19 protein-coding genes are annotated in these 21,699 nt (G+C 69.1%); 11 read left to right on the plus strand and 8 right to left on the minus strand.

Annotated elements, in window-relative coordinates:
* Positions 1-44 precede the first annotated feature (44 nt).
* A complete protein-coding gene (locus ACRX5W_RS25200) occupies positions 45-1,124 on the minus strand; it encodes an inositol-3-phosphate synthase (protein WP_436790583.1) in 1,080 nt (359 codons plus the stop codon).
* A 51-nt stretch (positions 1,125-1,175) separates the two neighbouring features.
* Positions 1,176-1,826: a PadR family transcriptional regulator gene (locus ACRX5W_RS25205; RefSeq protein ID WP_436790584.1), complete on the minus strand. Its 651-nt coding sequence runs from the start codon at positions 1,824-1,826 to the stop codon at positions 1,176-1,178.
* 994 nt (positions 1,827-2,820) lie between these two features.
* Between ACRX5W_RS25205 and ACRX5W_RS25210 the strand changes: the two genes are divergently transcribed.
* The 4 genes from ACRX5W_RS25210 (at position 2,821) to ACRX5W_RS25225 (ending at position 8,610) form a co-directional block, all read left to right on the plus strand.
* A complete protein-coding gene (locus tag ACRX5W_RS25210; RefSeq protein WP_436790585.1) occupies positions 2,821-5,028 on the plus strand; it encodes a transglycosylase domain-containing protein in 2,208 nt (735 codons plus the stop codon).
* A 94-nt stretch (positions 5,029-5,122) separates the two neighbouring features.
* Positions 5,123-6,700, plus strand: a complete 1,578-nt coding sequence (locus ACRX5W_RS25215) for a glycosyltransferase family 87 protein (protein WP_436790586.1) — start codon at positions 5,123-5,125, stop codon at positions 6,698-6,700.
* Positions 6,697-7,902, plus strand: coding sequence for a glycosyltransferase family 39 protein (locus ACRX5W_RS25220; protein ID WP_436790587.1), 1,206 nt, complete (start codon positions 6,697-6,699; stop codon positions 7,900-7,902). Before ACRX5W_RS25215 ends, ACRX5W_RS25220 begins: the two co-directional genes overlap by 4 nt.
* A 72-nt stretch (positions 7,903-7,974) precedes the next feature.
* On the plus strand, positions 7,975-8,610 hold the full coding sequence (locus ACRX5W_RS25225; RefSeq protein ID WP_436790588.1) for an LppU/SCO3897 family protein: 636 nt from the start codon (positions 7,975-7,977) through the stop codon (positions 8,608-8,610).
* A 60-nt stretch (positions 8,611-8,670) separates the two neighbouring features.
* On the opposite strand, the gene ACRX5W_RS25230 is transcribed toward ACRX5W_RS25225, so the two are convergent.
* The 3 genes from ACRX5W_RS25230 to ACRX5W_RS25240 all read right to left on the minus strand — a co-directional run bounded on the left by ACRX5W_RS25230 (position 8,671) and on the right by ACRX5W_RS25240 (position 11,369).
* Positions 8,671-9,702: an alanine racemase gene (locus ACRX5W_RS25230; RefSeq protein WP_436790589.1), complete on the minus strand. Its 1,032-nt coding sequence runs from the start codon at positions 9,700-9,702 to the stop codon at positions 8,671-8,673.
* A gap of 52 nt (positions 9,703-9,754) precedes the next feature.
* Positions 9,755-10,873 carry a lipid II:glycine glycyltransferase FemX gene (locus ACRX5W_RS25235; RefSeq protein WP_436790590.1) on the minus strand — a complete coding sequence of 373 codons (1,119 nt, stop codon included), beginning with the start codon at positions 10,871-10,873 and terminating at the stop codon, positions 9,755-9,757.
* A 178-nt stretch (positions 10,874-11,051) separates the two neighbouring features.
* Positions 11,052-11,369, minus strand: a complete 318-nt coding sequence (locus tag ACRX5W_RS25240; RefSeq protein WP_436790591.1) for a hypothetical protein — start codon at positions 11,367-11,369, stop codon at positions 11,052-11,054.
* A 265-nt stretch (positions 11,370-11,634) separates the two neighbouring features.
* On the opposite strand from ACRX5W_RS25240, the gene rpsF reads away from it, so the two are divergent.
* From rpsF to ACRX5W_RS25270, 6 genes are all read left to right on the plus strand, one after another.
* Positions 11,635-11,925, plus strand: coding sequence for a 30S ribosomal protein S6 (gene rpsF / locus ACRX5W_RS25245; RefSeq protein WP_235056889.1), 291 nt, complete (start codon positions 11,635-11,637; stop codon positions 11,923-11,925).
* A 92-nt stretch (positions 11,926-12,017) separates the two neighbouring features.
* Positions 12,018-12,572: a single-stranded DNA-binding protein gene (locus ACRX5W_RS25250; protein ID WP_436790592.1), complete on the plus strand. Its 555-nt coding sequence runs from the start codon at positions 12,018-12,020 to the stop codon at positions 12,570-12,572.
* A 69-nt stretch (positions 12,573-12,641) separates the two neighbouring features.
* Positions 12,642-12,878, plus strand: a complete 237-nt coding sequence (gene rpsR / locus ACRX5W_RS25255) for a 30S ribosomal protein S18 (protein WP_003978893.1) — start codon at positions 12,642-12,644, stop codon at positions 12,876-12,878.
* A 17-nt stretch (positions 12,879-12,895) separates the two neighbouring features.
* Positions 12,896-13,342 (plus strand): 50S ribosomal protein L9, encoded by a 447-nt coding sequence (rplI, locus tag ACRX5W_RS25260; protein WP_436790593.1) that lies wholly within the window; start codon positions 12,896-12,898, stop codon positions 13,340-13,342.
* 270 nt (positions 13,343-13,612) lie between these two features.
* Complete coding sequence (locus tag ACRX5W_RS25265) at positions 13,613-13,819, plus strand: heavy-metal-associated domain-containing protein (protein WP_436790594.1); 207 nt, start codon at positions 13,613-13,615, stop codon at positions 13,817-13,819.
* 176 nt (positions 13,820-13,995) lie between these two features.
* Positions 13,996-16,263 (plus strand): heavy metal translocating P-type ATPase, encoded by a 2,268-nt coding sequence (locus ACRX5W_RS25270; protein WP_436790684.1) that lies wholly within the window; start codon positions 13,996-13,998, stop codon positions 16,261-16,263.
* Between the two features lie 72 nt (positions 16,264-16,335).
* Here the strand turns inward: ACRX5W_RS25270 and ACRX5W_RS25275 are convergent, their stop codons facing one another.
* A complete protein-coding gene (locus tag ACRX5W_RS25275) occupies positions 16,336-17,673 on the minus strand; it encodes an MATE family efflux transporter (protein ID WP_436790685.1) in 1,338 nt (445 codons plus the stop codon).
* Positions 17,674-18,280: 607 nt separating this feature from the next.
* On the opposite strand from ACRX5W_RS25275, the gene dnaB reads away from it, so the two are divergent.
* Entirely contained in the window at positions 18,281-20,776 is a 2,496-nt protein-coding gene (gene dnaB, locus ACRX5W_RS25280; protein WP_436790686.1) for a replicative DNA helicase, read from the plus strand.
* A gap of 52 nt (positions 20,777-20,828) precedes the next feature.
* On the opposite strand, the gene trxA is transcribed toward dnaB, so the two are convergent.
* Both trxA and ACRX5W_RS25290 read right to left on the minus strand, forming a co-directional pair.
* Positions 20,829-21,164, minus strand: a complete 336-nt coding sequence (trxA, locus tag ACRX5W_RS25285; protein WP_436790595.1) for a thioredoxin — start codon at positions 21,162-21,164, stop codon at positions 20,829-20,831.
* Positions 21,161-21,598 carry a MerR family transcriptional regulator gene (locus ACRX5W_RS25290; RefSeq protein WP_436790596.1) on the minus strand — a complete coding sequence of 146 codons (438 nt, stop codon included), beginning with the start codon at positions 21,596-21,598 and terminating at the stop codon, positions 21,161-21,163. Before ACRX5W_RS25290 ends, trxA begins: the two co-directional genes overlap by 4 nt.
* Between the last annotated feature and the right edge of the window lie 101 nt (positions 21,599-21,699).

Genomic DNA, 21,699 nt, shown 5'->3' on the forward strand with positions numbered 1-21,699 from the left:
CCGGGCCACCGGTTCTGCGTGAGGCAGCGGGATCGGCGCTGGGGTCAGCGCTCGACCTCGCCCTTGATGAACGCCTCGACCGCGTTGCGGGCCTCGTCGTCGAAGTACTGGACGGGCGGGCTCTTCATGAAGTAGCTCGACGCGGAGAGGATGGGGCCGCCGATGCCGCGGTCCTTGGCGATCTTCGCGGCACGCACCGCGTCGATGATGACGCCGGCCGAGTTCGGGGAGTCCCAGACCTCCAGCTTGTACTCAAGGTTCAGCGGGACGTCGCCGAACGCGCGACCTTCGAGGCGGACGTACGCCCACTTGCGGTCGTCGAGCCACGCGACGTAGTCCGACGGGCCGATGTGCACGTTCTTCGCGCCGAGGTCGCGGTCGACCTGCGAGGTGACGGCCTGCGTCTTGGAGATCTTCTTCGACTCCAGGCGGTCGCGCTCCAACATGTTCATGAAGTCCATGTTGCCGCCGACGTTGAGCTGCATCGTGCGTTCGAGGATGACGCCGCGGTCCTCGAAGAGCTTCGCGAGCACGCGGTGCGTGATGGTCGCCCCGACCTGCGACTTGATGTCGTCGCCGACGATCGGGATACCGGCCGCCGTGAACTTGTCCGCCCACTCCTTGGTGCCGGCGATGAAGACCGGGAGCGCGTTGACGAAGGCGACACCCGCGTCGATCGCGCACTGGGCGTAGAACTTCGCCGCTTCCTCCGAGCCGACGGGCAGGTAGCACACCAGCACGTCGGCCTCGGCGTCCTTGAGCGCCTTGACGACGTCGACCGCCGCCTCCGAGGACTCCTCGATGGTCTGGAGGTAGTACTTCCCGAGACCGTCCAGGGTGTGGCCGCGCTGCACGGTCACGCCGGTCGGGGGCACGTCGCAGATCTTGATGGTGTTGTTCTCGCTGGCACCGATGGCGTCGGCCAGGTCGAAACCGACCTTCTTCGCGTCCACGTCGAACGCGGCAACGAACTTGACGTCACGCACGTGGTAGTCGCCGAACTGCACGTGCATGAGGCCGGGTACGCGGCTGTCGGGGTCGGCGTCCTTGTAGTACTCGACGCCCTGCACCAGCGAAGCGGCGCAGTTGCCCACGCCGACGATGGCTACGCGAACCGAACCCATTCCGGTTGCTCCCTGTGTTCTCGATGAGGCCCGCCCGACGAAGGGGGGTTCTCAACTGGTTGCTGCGGACGGGTCCGAGGCCGCGTCCTGCTTGGTCTGCCGGGCATCCCCGGCGTCGGTGATCCCATCGGCCGGGGTCTCCGGGGTCTCCCCGGCGACGCGCTCGGCGTTGATGAGTTCGTTGAGCCAGCGCACCTCACGCTCGACCGACTCCAGGCCGTGGCGCTGGAGTTCGAGCGTGTAGCCGTCGAGTCGTTCACGTGTGCTCGACAGCGAGCTGCGGATCCGCTCAAGTCGTTCTTCGAGCTTGCCGCGGCGGCCTTCGAGGATGCGCATGCGCACCTGACGGTCGGTGCGGCTGAAGAAGGCGAAGTGCACACCGAAGTTTTCGTCCTCCCAGGTCGTCGACCCGGACTCGGACAGCAACTCCTGGAAGTGCTCCTTGCCTTGCGCCGTCAGTTTGTACACGATCCGGGCCCGCTTGCCCCCGGCCAGTGCCGCGGCGACCTGCTCCGGTTCCTCTTCCGTGATCCAGCCCCTCGCGAGGAGGGACTTGAGGCACGGGTAGAGGGTTCCGTACGCGATGGCGCGGAAGGGGCCGAGCACGGTGTTGAGGCGCTTGCGCAGCTCGTAGCCGTGCATGGGGGTGTCGTGCAGGAGGCCGAGAGTGGCGAATTCGAGGACGCCTCCGCGCCTGCTCATCCGCTTCCCCTCCAACCTCGTGGGTCCGGCCGCATCGGCCGTGTGTGGGCTGTTTCAGCTGTCATATCGGTTCGATGTATCGACTCGATACATCGGAACAATACATCGGAACGATAGGTCGCGTACTCCGTCCGTGCAAGATCCGTACAAGAGCGGCTGCGGTGACAGACATCACAGAGTGGTTACGTGCTGGTCTCGCACTGGTCACTTGGCCGTCGTTTCGCCGTCGTCACAGCGGTTCCGAAGCCGACCTTGACAACCCTCGGACGGAAGTTCTCAGGCATCTCTCAGAGTGTTCACTCGGGCGGGTATGCCCGTGGCCGTCCGTGTTTTTGGCGTTGCGTCCGCGCGTAGTCTGGTCGGCCGTGTGGTACCTCCGAGCGCTCCCGCGCGAGAACGCCGACTCTCCTGTCGCCCCGGATGCCGCTTGGACCGGTCATCCGGCAGCACGCGCAACCGTTCACGTTTCCGGGGCGTCCTGGGGAACGGACAGCCACGACCCGTACGGCCGGCCCCCGTCGTGCGGCCGAGGAGCAGCGAATTCATGAGTGAGCACCGTCGCAGGTCGTCACAGCCGCGCCCGGAGGGAAGTGGCTCCTCGCATGCCCGGGGGAGCACGCCTCCCTCGGGACCCACCAGAGCTTCGACGGGAGGGGGCCCGGACCCGGGCCGAGCGCGGCCGACGGCCGCCGCCTCGCCGTCCGGAGGAACGCCGGAGCCGGCCGAGCGGCCTCTGTCGCGCACCGAGGCCCGGCAGGCCGCGAGGTCCGGCGGGCGCGGAGGCCGAGGTTCGGGAGGCGGACGCGGGCGCGGGCGCGGCGGCAACGGGCCTTCGGGGCCCGGGCGTGACGGCGAGGGCGCCGGGAGTTCGCCGAACGGCCGCGGCAGCCGAACCGGGCGCAACGGCAAGAAAAAGCGCCGCTTCATCGACTACCCGAGGTACGGCAAGAAGGGGATCCGGCGCTGGCTGCCGTCCTTCAAGCAGATCCTCGCGATGTGCCTGTTCTTCATCGCCTCGCTGCTCGGGGTCGCCGGCCTGGCGTACGCGCTCGTCGAGGTGCCCGACGTCAACGCCGCGACGCAGATCCAGTCGAACGTCTACTACTACTCGGACGGCGTCACCGAGATAGGCCAGACCGGCAAGTACAACCGGCAGAACGTCACGCTCGACCAGGTGCCGAAGGACGTGCAGCGGGCCGTGCTCGCGGCGGAGAACCGCACGTTCTACTCGGACTCCGGCGTCTCGGTCACCGGCCTGAGCCGCGCCGCGCTCGCGATGGCGACGGGCGGTGAGAAGCAGGGTGGTTCGACCATCACCCAGCAGTACGTGAAGAACGCCTTCCTCTCGCAGGAACAGACCTTCGAACGCAAGTTCAAGGAGATGTTCATCGCGATCAAGGTCGACCGGCAGATGACCAAGGACGAGATCCTGGCCGGCTACCTCAACACCTCGTTCTACGGCCGCAATGCGTACGGCATTCAGGCCGCCGCTCAGGCGTACTACAACAAGGACGCCAAGGACCTGACGGTCGGCGAGGGGGCGTACATCGCGACGCTGCTCAACGCCCCCAGCCTCAACGACGTGTTCGTCGACGGCGAGGTCAGCGAGACCCGGCTGGAGCGCGTGAAGGGCCGGTGGAAGTGGATCCTCAACGGCATGGTCGAGCAGAAGTGGCTCGACCAGGCCACCGCCGACTCCGCACAGTTCCCCATGCCCATCAAGCCGCAGCCGTCGAGCAGCAAGGCGGGCCAGGCCGGCTACCTCATGAAGCTCGCCGACGACTACGTCAAGCAGCACAACATCATCAGCGAGGAGGAGCTGGCACTCGGCGGCTACAAGATCATCACGACGATCGACAAGGACAAGCAGGACGCGGCGGTCGCGGCGGTCAAGACGCAGCTGTACGACCAGCTCAAGCCGGACAAGCGCGAGGCGGACCGCAACGTCCGCGTGGGTGTCGCCTCGGTGGTGCCCGGCGACGGGGCGGTGGTCGCGCTGTACGGCGGCCCGGACTTCGTCAAGCAGGAGTACAACGACGCGACGCGTGACGACATCCAGGTCGGCTCGACCTTCAAGCCGTTCGTCGTCGCGGCGGCGCTGCGCGAGGGCAAATACGACGGCAAGCCGATCACTGTCGAGGACCTCTACAACGGTGACTCGGGTCTGCCGGTGAAGCTGCCGGACGGCAAGCAGGCCATGGACACGCAGACGAAGAAGCCGTACATCGTGCCCAACGAAGGCGACCAGGACTACGGGCAGATCAGCATCAGATATGCCATGGAGAAGTCGGCGAACACCGTCTTCACCCAGCTCTCGGCCGACGTCGGGTGGGAGGCCGTGCGGCAGGCCGCCATCGACGCGGGGCTTCCCGAGGACACTCCCGAGCTGGCCGCCGGGCCGTCCATGGCCCTCGGTGTGAGCCAGCCGACCGCGCTGGACATGGCGTCGGCGTACGCGACGTTCGCGGCGCGCGGCAAGCACGTCGATCCGTACGTCATCAAGGAGATCCGCAAGAACGACAAGAAGGTCGACTTCCCCAAGCCGCAGCCCAAGCAGGTCTTCGACGAGGAAGTCGCCGACACGATCAACGACGTGCTGGTCGGCGTCATCCAGAACGGCACCGGCAAGGAGGCCAAGGCGCTCGGGCGTCCGGCGGCCGGCAAAACGGGCACGACGGACAGCAACCTGTCCGCGTGGTTCGTCGGCTACACGCCGAACCTGTCGACCTCGGTCGCGCTGTTCGGCCAGGACGACCGCAACCACAGGTACTCCCTGAAGGGCCTTCTCGGGGACGACTCGGAAGACGCGGTGCACGGTGGCGGCCCGCCGACCAAAATCTGGACCGCGTACATGAAGGGCGCGACCAGCAAGCTCCCCGCCGAGAACTTCACCAAGCCCGAGAACCCGGCGCCCAAGCAGACGCCGACCCCGACGGCTCCCCCGTCCTCGTCGGCCCCGCCGAGCTCCTCCGCTCCCCCGTCGTCGTCGGCGCCGCCCAGCTCGGCACCGCCGTCGTCCTCGTCGGCCCCGCCTCCTCCGCCGACCCCGACGTCGGAGACCCCCACGGCCACGGCCACGTCGTCGCCGCCGGGCGGCGGTGGTGGGAACGGTCCCGGTGGGTGGCCCTGGCCCACCACGACGGCCACCGCAACGGGTACGGCCACGGCGACGGCGACAGACAAGGGCCGGCCCGGCAACTAGCGTCACCAGATTGCGTCGCCCCGTACGATCGCTGTGCCCCTGCCGCCGATGCGCGGTGGGGGCACAGCCGTATCCCTGCGAGAGGATTGGCGCCATGATGCCGAATCCGTCCGAACCTGTGCTGCCGTCGCGCGACGACCCGGTGGTGCGCGCCGGCAGCGAGGTGGTCGGCGGGCCCGCCGGAAAGCGCATCAGATTCGGGAACAACGGCAACTGGTGGAACCTCACGCGGGTGCTGATCCTGCTGGCCGTCGTGACGTTCGCGCTCGGGCTCGTGCAGAAGAAGCCGTGCTACGACGGGGCGTGGTTCGGCGTCGGCTCGCAGTACTCGAAGGCCTGCTACAGCGACATGCCGCACCTGTACCAGGGGCGTGGCTTCGACAGCAACGCGGTGCCGTATTTCGACAAGACCGGCGACGACAGCATGGAGTACCTGGAGTACCCCGTGATCACCGGCGGCGTCATGTATGTCGCGGGGTCGGTCGCACGCGCCCTCGGCACGGACCTGGACGACGAGAAAAAGTGGTTCGTCATGGCCAACGCCCTGATCATGATGGCCTGTGCGGTCGTCGTGGTCGTCGCGGTGGCCCGTACGTCGGGGCGAAGGCCCTGGGACGCCGCGATGGTCGCGGCGGCCCCGGTCCTCGCCCTCAACGGCATCATCAACTGGGACATGGTCGCGGTGGCCTTGACCGCGGTCGCGATGATGGCGTGGGCGCGGCGCAATGTGCTCGCCGCAGGCTTGCTCCTCGGACTGGCGACGGCCGCGAAGCTTTATCCGGTGCTGCTGCTCGGCCCGTTGTTCCTGCTGTGCCTGCGCGCCGGGCGGCTCACGGAGTTCGCCAAGGCCACGGGCGCGGCGATCGCGGCATGGCTTGCGGTCAACCTGCCGATCATGATCTTCGCGTGGGACGGCTGGAAGCTCTTCTACACCTTCAGCCAGGAACGCGGTGCCGATTTCGGCTCGCTGTGGCTGATCCTCGGGCAGCGCTTCGAGCCGATGGACATCGACACCCTCAACTCGTGGGTGACCGGGCTTCTGCTCCTGATGGCAGCGGGCATCGCGGGGCTCGCCCTGGGCGCGCCGCGTCGGCCCCGGTTCGCGCAGCTCGCGTTCCTGATCGTCGCGGCGTTCCTGTTCACCAACAAGGTCTACTCGCCGCAGTACGTGCTGTGGCTACTGCCGCTGGTGGTGCTCGCCCGGCCGCGGTGGCGCGACGTGCTGATCTGGCAGGCGTGCGAGGTCATCTACTTCCTGGGCGTGTGGCTCTACATCGAGTCGTACGCGGGCGAGGGCACCAAGGGCCTGTCGCAGAACGCCTACCAGGTCGCGATCGTCATCCACCTGCTCGGCCTGCTGTACATCGCGGCGCTCGTGGTCCGCGACATCCTGCGGCCCGAACACGACCCGGTGCGCCGGGACGGCAGCGACGATCCGGCGGGCGGGGTGCTCGACCACGCCCCCGACAAGCTCAACTTCGTGCCGGGGCAACGCGTCAACCACTACAACCTCTACGGCGACCCCGACGGGCCGTACGCCGGCGAGACGATCCTCGGCGGGCCGCAGCCGGACGCTGCCACGGACAGGCCGGGGCGGCCGGAGGTGCCCGAGGCGCGGCGGCACGGCGGCGGCACCGAAACAGGTGAGACGGAAGCGATCGCGCGCCAGTGACACGTACGGACACCGAACCCACCACATCGGCCGGCGGTTCGCCCGAGACCGGCCGGGCCGCGCCGCTCGTACGCCTGCTGCGGATGCCGTCGCCCGACGACCGTGCCGCGCTGATCATGTGGCTGGTCACCCGGCCCGCGATGTTCCTGCTGGTCGGGTCGGCCGGCTGGATCTTCGCGGCGGAGGGCGCGACCGAGCCGACCGGCTTCCTCGACACGTGGGACCGCTGGGACTTCCGGCACTTCCGCACGATCGCGGAGTACGGCTACGACGGAAACCCGAAGACCGGTCCGCCGGTTCCGCTGGAGGCGTTCTTCCCCGGCTTCCCCTACCTCCTGAAGGCCGTGCACCTGGTCGTCGGGAACTGGGTGGTCGCCGGGCTGCTGATCTCGTTCGTGTGCGGCGGCGTCGCGATGGTGCTGCTGTCGCGCATCGCGGGCCTGGACAACCCGTCCGGCGTCGGCGAACGCGCGGTGCTGCTCCTGCTGTTGTCGCCGTCGGCGGTCTTCCTCGCGGCCGGCTACACCGAGGCGCTTTTCCTCATGCTGGCCCTCGGCGCGTGGCTGTGCGCGAAGCGCGGCGTGTGGCACTGGGCGGCGCTGCTCACCGCGGGCGCGTTCTTCGTGCGGATCAGCGGCGCGTTCCTGTTGTGCGCGCTGGTCGTGGAGTTCCTGACCGCGAAGGACGGCCGTCGGCGCTGGAAGGACGCGCCGTGGCTGGTGGTCGGCGGCCTGCCGGTGCTCGTCTACATGGGCTTCCTGTACCGGCGGACCGGCGACTGGACGGCGTGGAACGCCGCGCAGGCCACCGGCTGGGACCGCCACCTGGTCGGCCCGGTCGACGCGCTGACCACCACGTGGGAGCGGGCGTTCGACACCGGGCCGGGCGTGATCCTGGGCTTCACCTGGATGTACCGCTGGGAGATGCTGGCCATAGCGGTCGGGGTCGTGCTGACGGCGTATCTGCTGCGCAAGCGGCGCTGGGCGGAGGCCACCTACATCGGGCTGACCGTGGCGTCGCTCGGGATCTCCAGCGCGTACTTCTCGGTGCCGCGCGCGACGCTGTTGTGGTGGCCGCTGTGGATCGTGCTGGCGCAAATGACGCTGCGTCATAAGGCCTTTTTCACCGGGTACTTGGCGCTGATCGCACCTTTCGCGGTGGTCTTCGCCTTGTTGTTCGGTGCCGGGCGATGGGCGGGGTGATGTACGGGGGTAATCCGTTCGGCCTAGTCTGACTGGTCGTCGGGCCCACCGCACACATTCGGAGCGCACCTTATGTCCAACCCCTTCGGGCCGCCGGGACCACAAGGCCCCGGCGACCAGAACCCGTACGGTCAGCAACCGCCTTACGGCGGTCCGCCGCAGCAGCCGTACGGGGGCCAACCGCCGTATCCGGGGCCGCCGCCCGGCCAGCCGGGATGGGGTGCGCAGCCGCCGACGGGGCAGCCGCCGTACCCCGGGCAGATGGGCTACATGCAGCCGCGGCGACGGAAGAAGTGGCCGTGGATCGTGGGCGGCATCGTCGGGCTTTTTGTGGTCCTGGTGATCATCGGCTACTTCGTCGGCAAGGACGACGCGTCCAACGCCGAGGTCGGCGACTGCCTCACCAGTGACGAGAAGTCGAAGATCATCGATTGCGACAAGCCCGGCGCGGTGTTCCGTGTCGTCGGGAAGTTCGACGACACGTCCAGCACCTCCCGCTGCGAAACCGACGACATGCTGTCCAAGGGCAGTGTCGTCACCTTCTACTGGAAGGACGGTGACAAGGCGGTGATCTGCGCGACCATCACGAAGAACACGACCGTCAACGACCTCAGGCACCTCGACGGCGACGCCAAGAACACGACTCCCGAATACCTGGAGCAGGTGCGGGACGAGTTGGCGGCCAGGGGGATCGAAGGCGTCAAGTAGCGCACTGTCGCAGCTCGTCGGGCCGCGCACGTTCGTGTGTGCGCGGGCCGCGGGGCTTCGTCAGCGCAGCACCACGCGGTCGAAGTGCGTTGTGGTGTGCCGCAGTTCCGCGTCCAGCTCGTCGCCCGGCTTCGGCGGTGCGACGTCGTTCGCCAGGAACAGCAGGCTGACCTGCATGTGCGGCGGCTCGGCGAACCAGCGCTGCTTGCCGGCCCACGAGAACGGCGAAAGGGTGCGGTTCACGGTCGCGAGGCCCGCGCGGGCGACGCCCTTGGCACGGGGCATGACGCCGCGTACCGTCTTCGGCGCCTCCAGGCCCACGCCGTGCGCGGTGCCGCCGCTGACCACGAGCAGGTGCCCGTCGGAGGGGGCCTTGCGCTGCCGGTAGCCGTAGCGCTCGCCGCGCGCGACCGGCACGACGTCGAGGACGGTGCCCCGGGCGACCAGCGCGCCGTGCTCGCCGAGCCACAGGTCGGTGCCGATCCGGGGGCGGAACACCGTGTCCGGATAACGCTGTTGCAGCGCCGCGAAGCCGGCGGGCGGTACGTGGCTGACGAACATCGTGTGCAGCGGCAGCCGGGCGGCGGCCAGGCGGTCCACCCACGCGGCGACCTCGGCGGCCGGGTCGGAGCCGTCCGGCCGGTCGAGCGGAAGGTGCAGCGAAAAGCCCTCCAGGCGGACGCCGTCGAGGGAGGAGCGCAGCGCGACGAGGTCGTCCTCGGTGACGCCGTCGCGCTTCATGCCGGTCATGCAGCTGATGACGATGCGGCTGCCGACGAGGTCCCGTGTGGCCTGTACCGAGGAGACCGTGCGGATCACCCGGTCGGGCAGCGGGATCGCCTCCTCGCCGCGCAGATACGGCGTGAGCACCATGACGCGGCCGTCGAAGTGGTCCTTCAGCCGGGCCGCTTCGTAAGTCGTGCCGACGGCGATCATGTCGACGCCCATCCGCGACGCCTCGTCGGCGAGGCGGACGTTGTCGAAGCCGTAGCCGTTGCCCTTCATCACCGGGACGATGCTCGGGAAGGCGTCGCGCATCTGGTCGATGTGCTTGCGCCAGCGCGCGGAATCGACGTACAGCGAAAGCGACATCGTGGTTGAGGACCTTCCCTTGCTCGTGCGGTGCCTGACGGGTGCCAGTCTGTCAGCGACGCGACATGTACATGTCGAGTGCTTTGTGCAGCACCTTGTTGAGCGGGAAGTCCCATTCGCCGAGGTACTCGACCGCCTGCCCGCCGGTGCCCAGCTTGAACTGGATCAGGCCGAAGAGGTGGTCGTTCTCGTCGAGGGTGTCGCTGATGCCGCGCAAGTCGTACACAGAGGCACCAAGAGCGTACGCGTCCCGCAGCATGCGCCACTGGATCGCGTTGGACGGGCGCACTTCGCGCTTGTGGTTGGCGGACGCTCCGTACGAGTACCAGACGTGGTCGCCGACGGTCACCATCGTCGTGGAGGCGAGCACCTCGCCCTCGTGCTTGGCCAGGTAGAGGCGCATGCGCTCGGGGTCCTCGGCGTTGAGGACGTCCCACATGCGCTCGAAGTACGGGAGCGGACGCGGTGTGAAGTGGTCGCGTACCGCCGTGACCTTGTAGACCTCGTGGAACACCTTGAGGTCGTCGCGTCCGCCCTGCACGACCTCAACGCCGGCCTTGGCGGCCTTCTTGATGTTGCGGCGCCAGAGCTGGTTGAAGCCGGAGTGGACGTCGTCGAGCGATCGGCGCATCAGCGGCACCTGGAAGACGTAGCGGGGCTGCACGTCGCCGAAGCCGGCACCCGCGCTCTGGTCCTGAAGCCAGCCCAGGCTGCGCAGTTGGCGGCCGACGGCGGCGGCGCGCTCGTCGGTCCAGTCGGGGGTGAGGTCGCGGAGACGGGTCGCCGACTTGGCGGCGATCGCCTTCTTGACGGTGTCGGCCTCCCAGCGGTTGACCACGACCGGCGGGCCCATCTTGACCGAGAAGGCGCCTTGGCTCTTCAGGTGCGCGAGCATCGGGTCGAGCCAGCGGTGCAGGTCGCCGTCGTACCAGTCGATGACCGGGCCTTCGGGCATGTACGCGAGGTACCGCTTGATCTTGGGGAGCTGCCGGTACAGCACCTCGGCTGCCCCGACGACGGCGCCGGTCTGGTCGATCCACCCGATGCTCTCGCTCCGCCACTCGCTCTTCACCTCGCCCCATGACGGGCACTGGAGAAAGCTGACGGAGGGCTTGCCCTTGATGAAGGTGAGGTGTTCATCCCGGGTGAGCGACCTCAGGCGCAGGGTCATCGACAGGCTCCTCGGATCGGTTCGGCCGACAAGAGGTTACTCGGCCGGGACGATTCCGGGGGCAGGGCGGACCGGATCCGGACAAACAGTCAGTAATCACCCGTGTACCGAGAGGGAACGCCGGGCGCTGCCTGGCCGGATCCGGTTTCCCGCGTGGGACGCGAGGCCGGGGCCCGGGTCAGTACAGGCCGCCGTTGGCCATGTTGATGAACAGCCCGACCGCCGCGGCACCCAGCGAGATCACGAGAGCGAACCGCTCCAGCGTGGTCGAAGAGATCATCTGGCCGCCGAGTCCGGCGAGGACGCCGGCCAGGCCGCTCCAGGCGCCGAGGATGTGCATCGACGGGAAGAACGCGCACACGATCGCCACGATCGCGAAGGCCGCGGTGGCCGCCGCGATGACGTTCTCCTTGGTGTGCGCGCGCTCGTCCTGGACGCGGTTGATCGAGGCAAGGTTGAGTGCGGCCAAGGGGCCGCGGCGCATCGTCTGAGCCATCTCGCACCTCCGGTGGGTGGCTTCCTGCCGCTTGGGTGCGGCTTGCGGGGGCGCGGGCGATTTGTCCGCGTCCTCCCTACCACAGGGTGCAACGGCCCTCCGGCGGATTTCAACAGTGAGGGAGCGGCCGGGTAGGCTGTACCGTCCGCAGTGCCATGGCCGCAAGCCCCGATTCTCGGGCGGGCCGTGTCGCCGCGGATTTACGCGAAGCCCTCCTGTCACGGAGATTCCGTGGCCGCAAAGTCCATAGGAGGTGGGTTTTTTCATGCGTAACTACGAGCTCATGGTCATCCTCGACCCGGATCTCGAAGAGCGCGCGGTCTCGCCGCTGCTCGAACAGTTCCTGAACGTCGTCCGCAACGGCGGCGGCAAGGTCGAGAAGGTCGACACGTGGGGCCGTCGGCGCCTCTCGTACGAGATCAAGAAGAAGTCCGAAGGCATCTACGCCGTCGTGGACCTGGCCGCGGAGCCCGCGGTCATCAAGGAACTCGACCGGCAGATGAACCTCAACGAGTCGGTCATGCGGACCAAGGTGCTGCGTCCCGACCAGCGGTAGCCGTTCCTGCGGATCCCCGTGGATCCAACGGATGCAGCCGATGCTGCGGATACCGAGAGACACCGTCACCGAAGCGCAGGGGAAGGTAAGGAATGGCAGGCGACACCGTCATCACCGTGGTCGGGAATCTGACCGCCGACCCTGAGTTGCAGTTCACCCCCAGCGGCGTGGCCGTCGCGAAGTTCACCGTGGCCTCGACGCCGCGGGTGTTCGACCGGCAGACCAACGAGTGGAAGGACGGCGAAGCGCTGTTCCTCCGGGCGTCGGTCTGGCGGCAGGTCGCCGAGAACGTGGCCGAGTCCTTGCAGAAGGGCATGCAGGTCATCGTGCAGGGCCGGCTCAAGCAGCGGTCGTACGAGACCAAGGAAGGCGAGAAGCGGACCGTCTACGAGCTGGAGGTCGACGAGATCGGCCCGTCGCTCAGGTTCGCGACCGCCAAGGTCACGAAGGCAGGCCGGGGCGGCGGCGGTGGCAGCCGTGGAGGTTACGGCGGCCCGCAGGGCGGCCAGGGCGGCTACGGCGGCCCGCCGCAGGGCAACTCGGGACCGCAGTCCGACCCGTGGGCGACGCCTGCGGGCGGCAACGGCGGTGGGGGCGGCTGGGGCGGTCCCCCGCCCGGCGGCTACACGGACGAACCCCCGTTCTAGGACGCCCGAGGGCCCTTGGGTCCCGGCGCCCGGAGCACATGACTTCTTGATTTTTTGGAGCGAGGCACCATGGCGAAACCGCCTGCGCGCAAGCCGAAGAAGAAGGTTTGCGTGTTCTGCAAGGAGAAGATCTCCTACGTCGACTACAAGGACACGAACCTGCTGCGGAAGTTCATTTCCGACCGCGGCAAGATCCGTGCCCGTCGCGTGACCGGCAACTGCACGCAGCACCAGCGTGACGTCGCCACGGCCGTCAAGAACAGTCGTGAGATGGCGCTGCTGCCCTACACCAGCACCGCGCGCTGAGGAAGGGCGGACCAGTCATGAAGCTCATCCTCACGCACGAAGTCACCGGTCTCGGCGAGCCCGGCGACATCATCGAGGTCAAGGACGGCTACGGCCGCAACTACCTCATCCCGCGCGGGTTCGCGATCCGCTGGACCCGGGGCGGCGAGAAGGAGGTCGCCTCCATCCGCCGTGCCCGCAAGGTCCGCGAGATCAAGAACCTGGACCAGGCGAACGAGGTCAAGGCGCAGCTCACCGGTCTCAAGGTGAGGCTCGCCACCCGTGCCGGCGAAAGCGGGCGCCTGTTCGGTTCCGTCACCGTCGCCGACGTCGCCTCGGCGATCAAGGACGCCGGTGGTCCGGAGCTGGACAAGCGCCGTGTCGAGCTCGGTGCACCGATCAAGACCCTCGGTACGCACCGGGTCACGGTCCGCCTCCACCCGGAGGTCTCCGCCGCTCTCGACGTGGACGTCGTTTCGGCCTGACCTGACCGCACCCCCCGAAGGCCCGTGGCTCCTACAGGAGCGGCGGGCCTTCGGCCTGCGCGGGGGCGGGTGGCCCGGGCGCGAGCGGGTGTCCTGTGCCCCGGCCGTGTTCCCGGGCGTCTCCCGCTCGTTCTCACGGAGGTACGGCACACTCGGACTTGCCAGATACCCCTAGGGGGTATAGTTTCGAGGTATGGAGGGAGTCCGGCGTACCGTCGGCTTCCGGACACGTGCGGACCACGTGTGAATCGTCTGCGAAAGGACACCGCCATGAGCACCGCGACCTTCACCGTCACCGGCATGACCTGCGGCCACTGCGTCTCGTCCGTCGAGGAGGAGGTCTCCGAGATCGTCGGCGTGCGCGAAGTGAAGGTCGAGCTGGCCACCGGGCGGCTGACCGTCTCGGCCGAGGGCGATGTGGACGCGGCGGCCGTCGAGGCCGCCGTCACCGCGGCGGGCTGCGCGCTCGCCCGCTGACCGGGGCCGCGGTATCGTGGGTGCCCGGCCTTTGCGCTTCGGGTACCCCTACCCGGTAGGGATATATGACCGGGACAGCGGAGCATGATGTCGAGCGGACACCAGGAGGACCAGTGAACACCCCGCAGCAGACGGCACCCGCGCCGGACGCGCGCATCGACCTCACTCTCGGCGGGATGACCTGCTCCTCCTGCGCGAACCGGATCGAGCGCAAGCTCAACAAACTCGACGGCGTGCAGGCGTCGGTCAATTTCGCGCTGGAGACCGCAACGGTCACCTACCCGGCCGATCTCGACCCCGCCGACCTCGTCCGCGCGGTCGAGGCAGCCGGCTACACGGCCGCCCCGGTGCGCCCCGGGCCCGATCCGGCCGCCGAAGCGGCCGCGTCCGAGGGTGAGGAGGATCCGGAGCTGCGGTCACTGCGCGACCGCCTCGTCTACAGCTCGCTGCTCACCGTCCCGGTCATCGCGCTGTCGATGATCCCGCCGCTGCAATTCCGGTTCTGGCAGTGGCTGGTCTTCGCGCTCGCGGCTCCCGTCGTCGTGTGGGGCGGCTTCCCGTTCCACAAGGCCGCCGTCAAGAACCTGCGGCACGCCACCACGACGATGGACACGCTCATCTCCCTCGGCACACTCGCGGCGTTCGTGTGGTCGGTGTACGCGCTGTTCTGGGGCGGCGCGGGCGAACCGGGCGTGACAATGCCGTTCGACATCACGGCTTCGGGCGGACACACGGAGTTCTATCTGGAAGCGGCCTCCGGGGTCATCGCGTTCCTGCTCGCCGGCCGCTACTTCGAGGCGCGGTCAAAGCGCAAGGCCGGGGCCGCGCTCAAGGCCCTGCTCGAACTCGGGGCACGCGACGCGTCGGTGCTGCGCGATGACGGCCGCGAAGAGCGCGTACCCGTGGACCGCCTCGCGGTCGGCGACCGGTTCGTGGTGCGCCCCGGCGAGAAGATCGCGACCGACGGCGTCGTGCTCGACGGCGCGTCGGCGGTCGACGCCTCCATGCTGACCGGCGAATCGGTGCCCGTCGAGGTCCGGCCCGGCGACACCGTCACCGGCGCGACCGTCAACGCGGGTGGCAGGCTCGTCGTCCGCGCCACCAGGGTCGGAGCGGACACCCAGCTCGCCCGCATGGCGCAACTCGTCACCGAGGCGCAGACCGGCAAGGCGGCCGTGCAGCGGCTCGCCGACCGCGTGTCGGGCGTATTCGTCCCCATCGTCATCGCGCTTGCCGTCGCCACGCTCGGCTTCTGGCTCGGCAACGGAGCCGGGGCCGCCGAGGCCTTCACGGCGGCGGTCGCCGTGCTCGTCATCGCCTGCCCGTGCGCCCTCGGCCTCGCGACCCCGGTCGCGCTGCTGGTCGGGACCGGACGCGGCGCACAACTCGGGGTGCTGATCAAGGGGCCCGAGGTCTTGGAGAACACCCGCCGCGTCGACACCGTCCTGCTGGACAAGACCGGTACGGTCACCACCGGGCGCATGGCGCTCGTGAGCGTCGTTCCCGTCGACGGCGGCGACGCCGACGAACTCCTGCGTGTGGCCGGCGCGGTCGAGCACGCGAGTGAACACCCCATCGCCAAGGCCATCGCGGAGGCGGCGGCCGGCAGGTTCGGCACGCTGCCGGCAGTCGAGGGCTTCACCAACCGTGAGGGACTCGGTGTCGAGGGCGTCGTGGAGGGCCACGCGGTCGTCGCCGGCCGTCCCGCACTGCTCGCGGACTGGGGCCTGTCGCTGCCCGAGGAGTCGGCCGCCGCCTTGGACGCCGCGGAGAGCGCGGGGCGTACGGCCGTCGTGGTGGCGTGGGACGGAGTCGTGCGGGGCGTTCTGGTCACGTCCGACACCGTCAAGCCGACGTCGGCCGCGGCGGTGGCCGGACTGCGCGCGCTCGGCCTCACCCCGGTGCTGCTGACCGGCGACAACGAGCGGGCCGCACGGTCGGTCGCGGCCGAGGTCGGCATCGACGAGGTGATCGCGGGAGTCCTGCCGAGCGGCAAGGTCGACGCGGTCCGCACGCTCCAGGAGCAGGGCAAGGTCGTCGCGATGGTCGGCGACGGGGTCAACGACGCCGCCGCCCTGGCCACCGCCGACCTTGGGCTCGCCATGGGCACGGGGACGGACGCGGCGATCGAGGCGGCAGACCTGACGCTCGTCCGCGGGGACCTGGGCGCGGCGGTCGACGCGATCCGGCTGTCGCGGGTCACGCTGCGGACCATCAAGGCGAACCTGTTCTGGGCGTTCGCCTACAACGTCGCGGCGATCCCGCTCGCGGTCGCCGGCCTGCTCAACCCGGTGATCGCGGGAGCCGCGATGGCGTTCTCGTCGGTCTTCGTCGTCCTCAACTCGCTGCGGCTGCGCGGGTTCCGGTCGACCGCGCCCGAGGTCGGCGTGGAGCGGGCGGCGGAGGCCGCACAGCGGCGCGAGCCGGTGGGTGCCGTGCGCTGAGCGATAAGACAGCCGGGCGGAAGGGCCGTGAGTACGGTCCTTCCGCCCGACTGCCTTTTCACCGATGCTTCTTCACCGGCGCCCCTTCACGGATGCCCCGGTGACCAGCCACGCGTCGCCGCGCGCCCGCAGGCCGAGCACCACCAGCCGGGAGGCCATGAACGCGCCGATCGCACACCACCACAGCGCCACGAGTCCGCCGCCGAGCGTGAGAACGCCGGCCACCACGCCCGCGAAGACCGCAAGCACCCCGGGCATCGTCAGAGCCAGGAACCGTCCGTCGCCGGCCCCGATCAGTACACCGTCCAGCACGAACACCGGTCCGGCGACGGGCTGGAGGGCCGCGGCGGCGAGGAGTACGGCGGCGAGGAGGTCGCGTACCTCCGGGTCGCCGGTGAACCACGGGATGTACAGCGGGCGGGCGGCCAGGACCACCGCACCGAACGCCAAGCCGGTCCACACGCTCCAGGCCAGCATGCGCCGCGTCGCCCACCGTGCTCCGGCCACGTCCCCGGCGCCGAGTGCGCGGCCCACGATGGCCTGCGCCGCGATCGCCAGCGCGTCGAGGGCGAAGGCCAGGAACGTCCAGAGCTGCCAGGCGACCTGGTGTGTGGCGATCTCGGTGTCGCCCATCCGCGTCGCGGCCACCGCGCCGATCAGCAGGATCGCGCGCAGGCTCACCGTCCGCACGAACAACGGCGCACCGGCCGCGGCGGACGCGCGCAGCCCGGCGAGGTCCGGCGTCAGCCGCGCGTCGTTCGCGCGCGCCCCGCGCACCACGACGACCAGGTAGGCGGCGGCCATCGACCACTGCGCGATCACGGTGCCCCACGCGGATCCGGCGATCCCGAGGTCGGCGCCGTAGACAAGGGCGAGGTTGAGGACGAGGTTCGCGCCGAAGCCGGCGACCGCGACCACGAGCGGCGTGCGGGTGTCCTGGAGCCCGCGCAGTACGCCGGTGGCGGCGAGGACGATCAGCATCGCCGGTATGCCGAGGCTGCTGATGCGCAGGTACGTGGTGGCGTGCGGCGCCGCTGTGGACGACGCGTCGAACGCGGCCACGATCGCCGGAGCGGCGCCGGCACCGATGACCAGCAGCACGGTGCCGATGATCGCGGCGAGCCAGACGCCGTCGATGCCCTGCCGGATCGCGCCGCGGCGGTCCCCGGCGCCGAGCAGCCGCGCGACGCCGGCCGTGGTCGCGTACGCGAGGAACACGCACAGGTTGACCAGCGTGCCGAGCACCGCGCCGGCGACGCCGAGGCCCGCGAGCTGCGGCGTTCCCAGATGCCCGATGATCGCGGCGTCGGCGAGGATGAACAGCGGCTCCGCGACCAGCGCGAAGAACGCCGGGACCGCGAGACGCAGGATTTCCCGGTCCTGGGCGCGTTTGCGGGCAGGGTCGTGCACGGGCTGCCGGGCGGGGCCGCCCCGGCGGTCGCCCGCCTTCGGGTCGGCGTCCACGGCTTCAGGCACCCGTCCACGGTACTCATCCACAGGTAATGATCACAAGGCCAATCTGGTCATTACCTGTGGCTGCGCGGGGTGGTTGTCCACACACGCGGGGCGATTGGCGGTCGATCGGACCGAAAGTTTTTCACATCCACCCGCGAAGGACAGCGAACGCGCAGGTCAGAGCTACTTTCCTCAGTTGTGGACAACATGCCTTCCCCAGGCTGCACACAGGTTGTGCACAGCCGCGGCGGTACTGGTCCACAGGCTTGTCCCCAGTTATCCACACCCCCTGTGGATGACGACGTTGGCCAAGCCGGGGTCCACCCGTACGGTGAGGTCTGCACAACGCGTGGTGCGGCTCATTTGTCGGCTCGTTGCCGTAGGAAGGAGCAGCACCACCGGCGCCGCCCGCAGGATCGTGCGCCCACCCAGTCCGTGACACCGAGGAAGGATGCGGGGCATGAGTGTCTCGGAGTACGAGGACGCTCCGCCTGCCCGGGAGGGTTTCGAGCGAACCCCGCCCCAGGACATCGCCGCCGAGCAGTCCGTCCTCGGCGGCATGATGCTGTCCAAGGACGCCATCGCCGACGTCGTCGAGAACCTCAAGCCCGGCGACTTCTACCGCCCGGCGCACGAGATGGTCTACAACGCCATCCTCGACCTCTACGCCCGCGGCGAACCGGCCGACGCCGTCACCGTCGCCGCCGAGCTCACCAAACGCGGCGAGATCGGACGCGTCGGCGGAGCCCCGTACCTCCACACCTTGATCTCCTCGGTCCCCACCGCCGCCAACGCCGAGTACTACGCCCGCATCGTCCGCGAACAGGCCGTCCTTCGCCGCCTGGTCGAGGCCGGCACGCGCATCGTCCAGATGGGATACGCCGCGGACGGCGACGTCGACGAGATCGTCAACGGCGCCCAGGCCGAGGTCTACGCGGTCACCGAGCAACGCACGAGTGAGGACTACGCACCCCTCGCCGACATCATGGAGGGCGCCCTCGACGAGATCGAGGCGATCGGCTCCCGCAACGGCCAGATGTCCGGCGTCCCCACCGGCTTCACCGACCTGGACGCCCTCACCAACGGTCTCCACCCCGGCCAAATGATCGTCATCGCGGCCCGCCCGGCCATGGGGAAGGCACTTGCGCTCGACACCCCGCTGCCGACTCCGACGGGCTGGACGACGATGGGTGACGTTGCCGTCGGCGACTTGCTCATCGGCGCCGACGGGCGTGCCACGAAGGTGGTGGCGGCAACCGGGGTCATGCACGGTCGGCCGTGCTACGAAGTGGAGTTCTCCGATGGTTCGGTGATCGTTGCCGATGCGGAGCACCAGTGGCTGACGGAGACCCGGGCAGCGCGACGGTCCGCTCAAGCCGTAGGTGTCGGCTCGACGCAGCTCCGAGAGGGCACGCGCGCCGGGGTTCGAACCACGCGCGAGATCGCGGAGACCTTGCTCTGCCGCACTGCCGACCAACGCCGCAATCATGCCGTTCGGGTGGCCGAGCCTCTTCAACTTCCCGACCGGGACTTGCCGTTGCCGCCGTATGTGCTGGGCAGTTGGCTCGGCGACGGCCACTCCGATTCGGCGCGCATCACGACGGCTGACGAGGACATCGTCAGCGCGCTGCGCCGGGAGGGTGTCGAAGTACAGCCGAGGGGCGCCCTACTGCACAGCCTCCGATTGCCGCGCCGGCCTGGTGTGGCGGAACGCGACTGCGTCGTGTGCGGGGCCCGCTTCACGCCCAAGACCTCGCAGGTGAGGACATGCGGGCGAAGCTGCGGCGGAAAGGCGCGGTTCGTCTCGGCGCCTGTCCCGGCGCCGAGGTGTCCGGACTGCGGATCGCCGTCCAGCGGCATGGCCTTGTGCCGCGATTGCCGTGCACGAAGCGGAAGTGTGCAGGCGATCCTGCGCACGTTGGGGGTCTTGGGCGACAAGCACATCCCGGCCGAATACTTGCGTGCGTCGGAGCAGCAGCGCCGTGACCTTCTCGCCGGTCTTCTGGACACCGACGGCTACGTATCGCCGTCCGGAACCGTCCAACTGGCGCTGACCAACCGCCGTTTGGCCGAGGATGCCTTGGAGCTCGCACTCAGCCTTGGGTACCAGGCGACTATGCGGACCAAGGCCGTGCGCGGTCGAAGCCGTGACTCATCGACCTGTTTCCGCATCACCTTCACGCCTGCCGAGCCGGTCTTCCGCCTGTCTCGCAAGCTGGTCCGGCAAAGCACTCGCGCTTACCCGACGACACGGCTGCGCTACATCACCGCCGTTCGCCAGGTACCCTCCGTGCCCGTCCGGTGCGTCCAGGTCGACAACGATGACCACCTTTATCTCGCCGGGAAGTCGTGGATCCCCACGCACAATTCGACGCTGGCTTTGGATTTTGCGCGGGCCTGTTCGATCAAGCACAGTTTGCCGAGTGTGATCTTTTCGCTGGAGATGGGGCGGAACGAGATCGCGATGCGGCTGTTGTCCGCGGAGGCGCGCGTTGCGTTGCACCACATGCGGTCGGGCAGCATGACCGATGAGGACTGGACGCGACTTGCGCGGCGCATGCCGGATGTCAGTGCGGCACCGCTCTACATCGACGACTCTCCGAACCTGTCCATGATGGAGATCCGCGCGAAGTGCCGAAGGCTCAAGCAGCGCAACGACCTTCGCCTCGTCGTCATCGACTATCTCCAGCTCATGACCGGGGGCGGCAGCCGGCGTGCCGAGAGCCGGCAGCAGGAGGTCTCGGAGATGTCCCGAAACCTCAAGCTCCTCGCGAAGGAGCTGGAACTGCCGGTCATCGCGCTTTCGCAGTTGAACCGCGGTCCGGAGCAACGCACCGACAAGAAGCCGATGGTCTCGGACCTTCGCGAAAGTGGATCAATCGAACAAGACGCCGACATAGTCATTTTGTTGCATCGGGAGGATGCGTACGAGAAGGAGTCGCCTCGGGCGGGGGAGGCGGATCTGATTGTGGCGAAGCACCGCAACGGTCCGACGGCGACGATCACGCTGGCGTTCCAGGGGCACTACTCGCGCTTCCTGGACATGCAGCAGAGTTGACGGAACCCCCGCCGTGTCGGCGGGGGTTCGGTCTGGTGGCGGCGTCGGGGGATCAGAGGGCGTCGGCGAGGTCGGCCAGGATGCGGCGCTTGGGGCGGGCGCCGACCAGGGACTTCACGGGTTCGCCGCCGCGGAAGAGCGTCAGGGTGGGCATCGAGAGGACGCCGTAGGCGGCGGTGGTCTGCGGGTTGGCGTCGACGTCGATCGACACGATGCGGAAACGGTTCTCCTCGGTCGCGAGCTCGGCGAGGACGGGGTCGATCATGCGGCACGGGCCGCACCAGGCGGCGGTGAAGTCGACGAGGACGGGCACGTCGGAGTCGAGGACTTCGGCGGCGAAGGTCGCGTCGGTGACGCTGGGGAGGGCGTGCTTGGCGCCGGAGGTCATGCGGTGGCCTCTTTCTCGGGTGGGAAGCGGTCGGGCATCAGGTCGCACCGAGGTTCCGGGCCGCCCGGCAGGCTCGCGGCGACGGTGACCTCGGCGCGGGCGAGCTGGGCGGCGACCTCGGCGCGGACCTCCTGCATGCGGCTGATGCAGGCGTCCAGTTCGGCGAGTTTGGCGCGGTACACGGCGAGTGACGCGGGGCACGCGTCGCCCGCGGGGTGGCCGGATTGCAGGCACTCGACGAAAGGCCGGGTGTCTTCGAGGCCGAAGCCGAAGGCCTGGAGTGTGCGGATCTGCCGGAGCAGGCGCAGGTCGGACTCGTCGTACTCCCGGTAGCCGTTGACCGTGCGGCGGGCCGGGAGGAGGCCGCGCGACTCGTAGTAGCGGAGAGCGCGGGTCGTGGTGCCCGCCCGGTCGGCCAGTTCGCCGATGCGCATCGTTCCTCCCGGTTTGCGGCCCGGTTTGCGGTCGGTCTCGGGTCACGACCGTAAACGTTGACGTCGGGGTCAAGTCCAGACGTGGGGGGGCGGGCCGGGGG

The sequence above is a fragment of the Yinghuangia sp. YIM S10712 genome, from assembly GCF_051388935.1.
In the GTDB taxonomy this organism is placed as follows: domain Bacteria; phylum Actinomycetota; class Actinomycetes; order Streptomycetales; family Streptomycetaceae; genus Yinghuangia.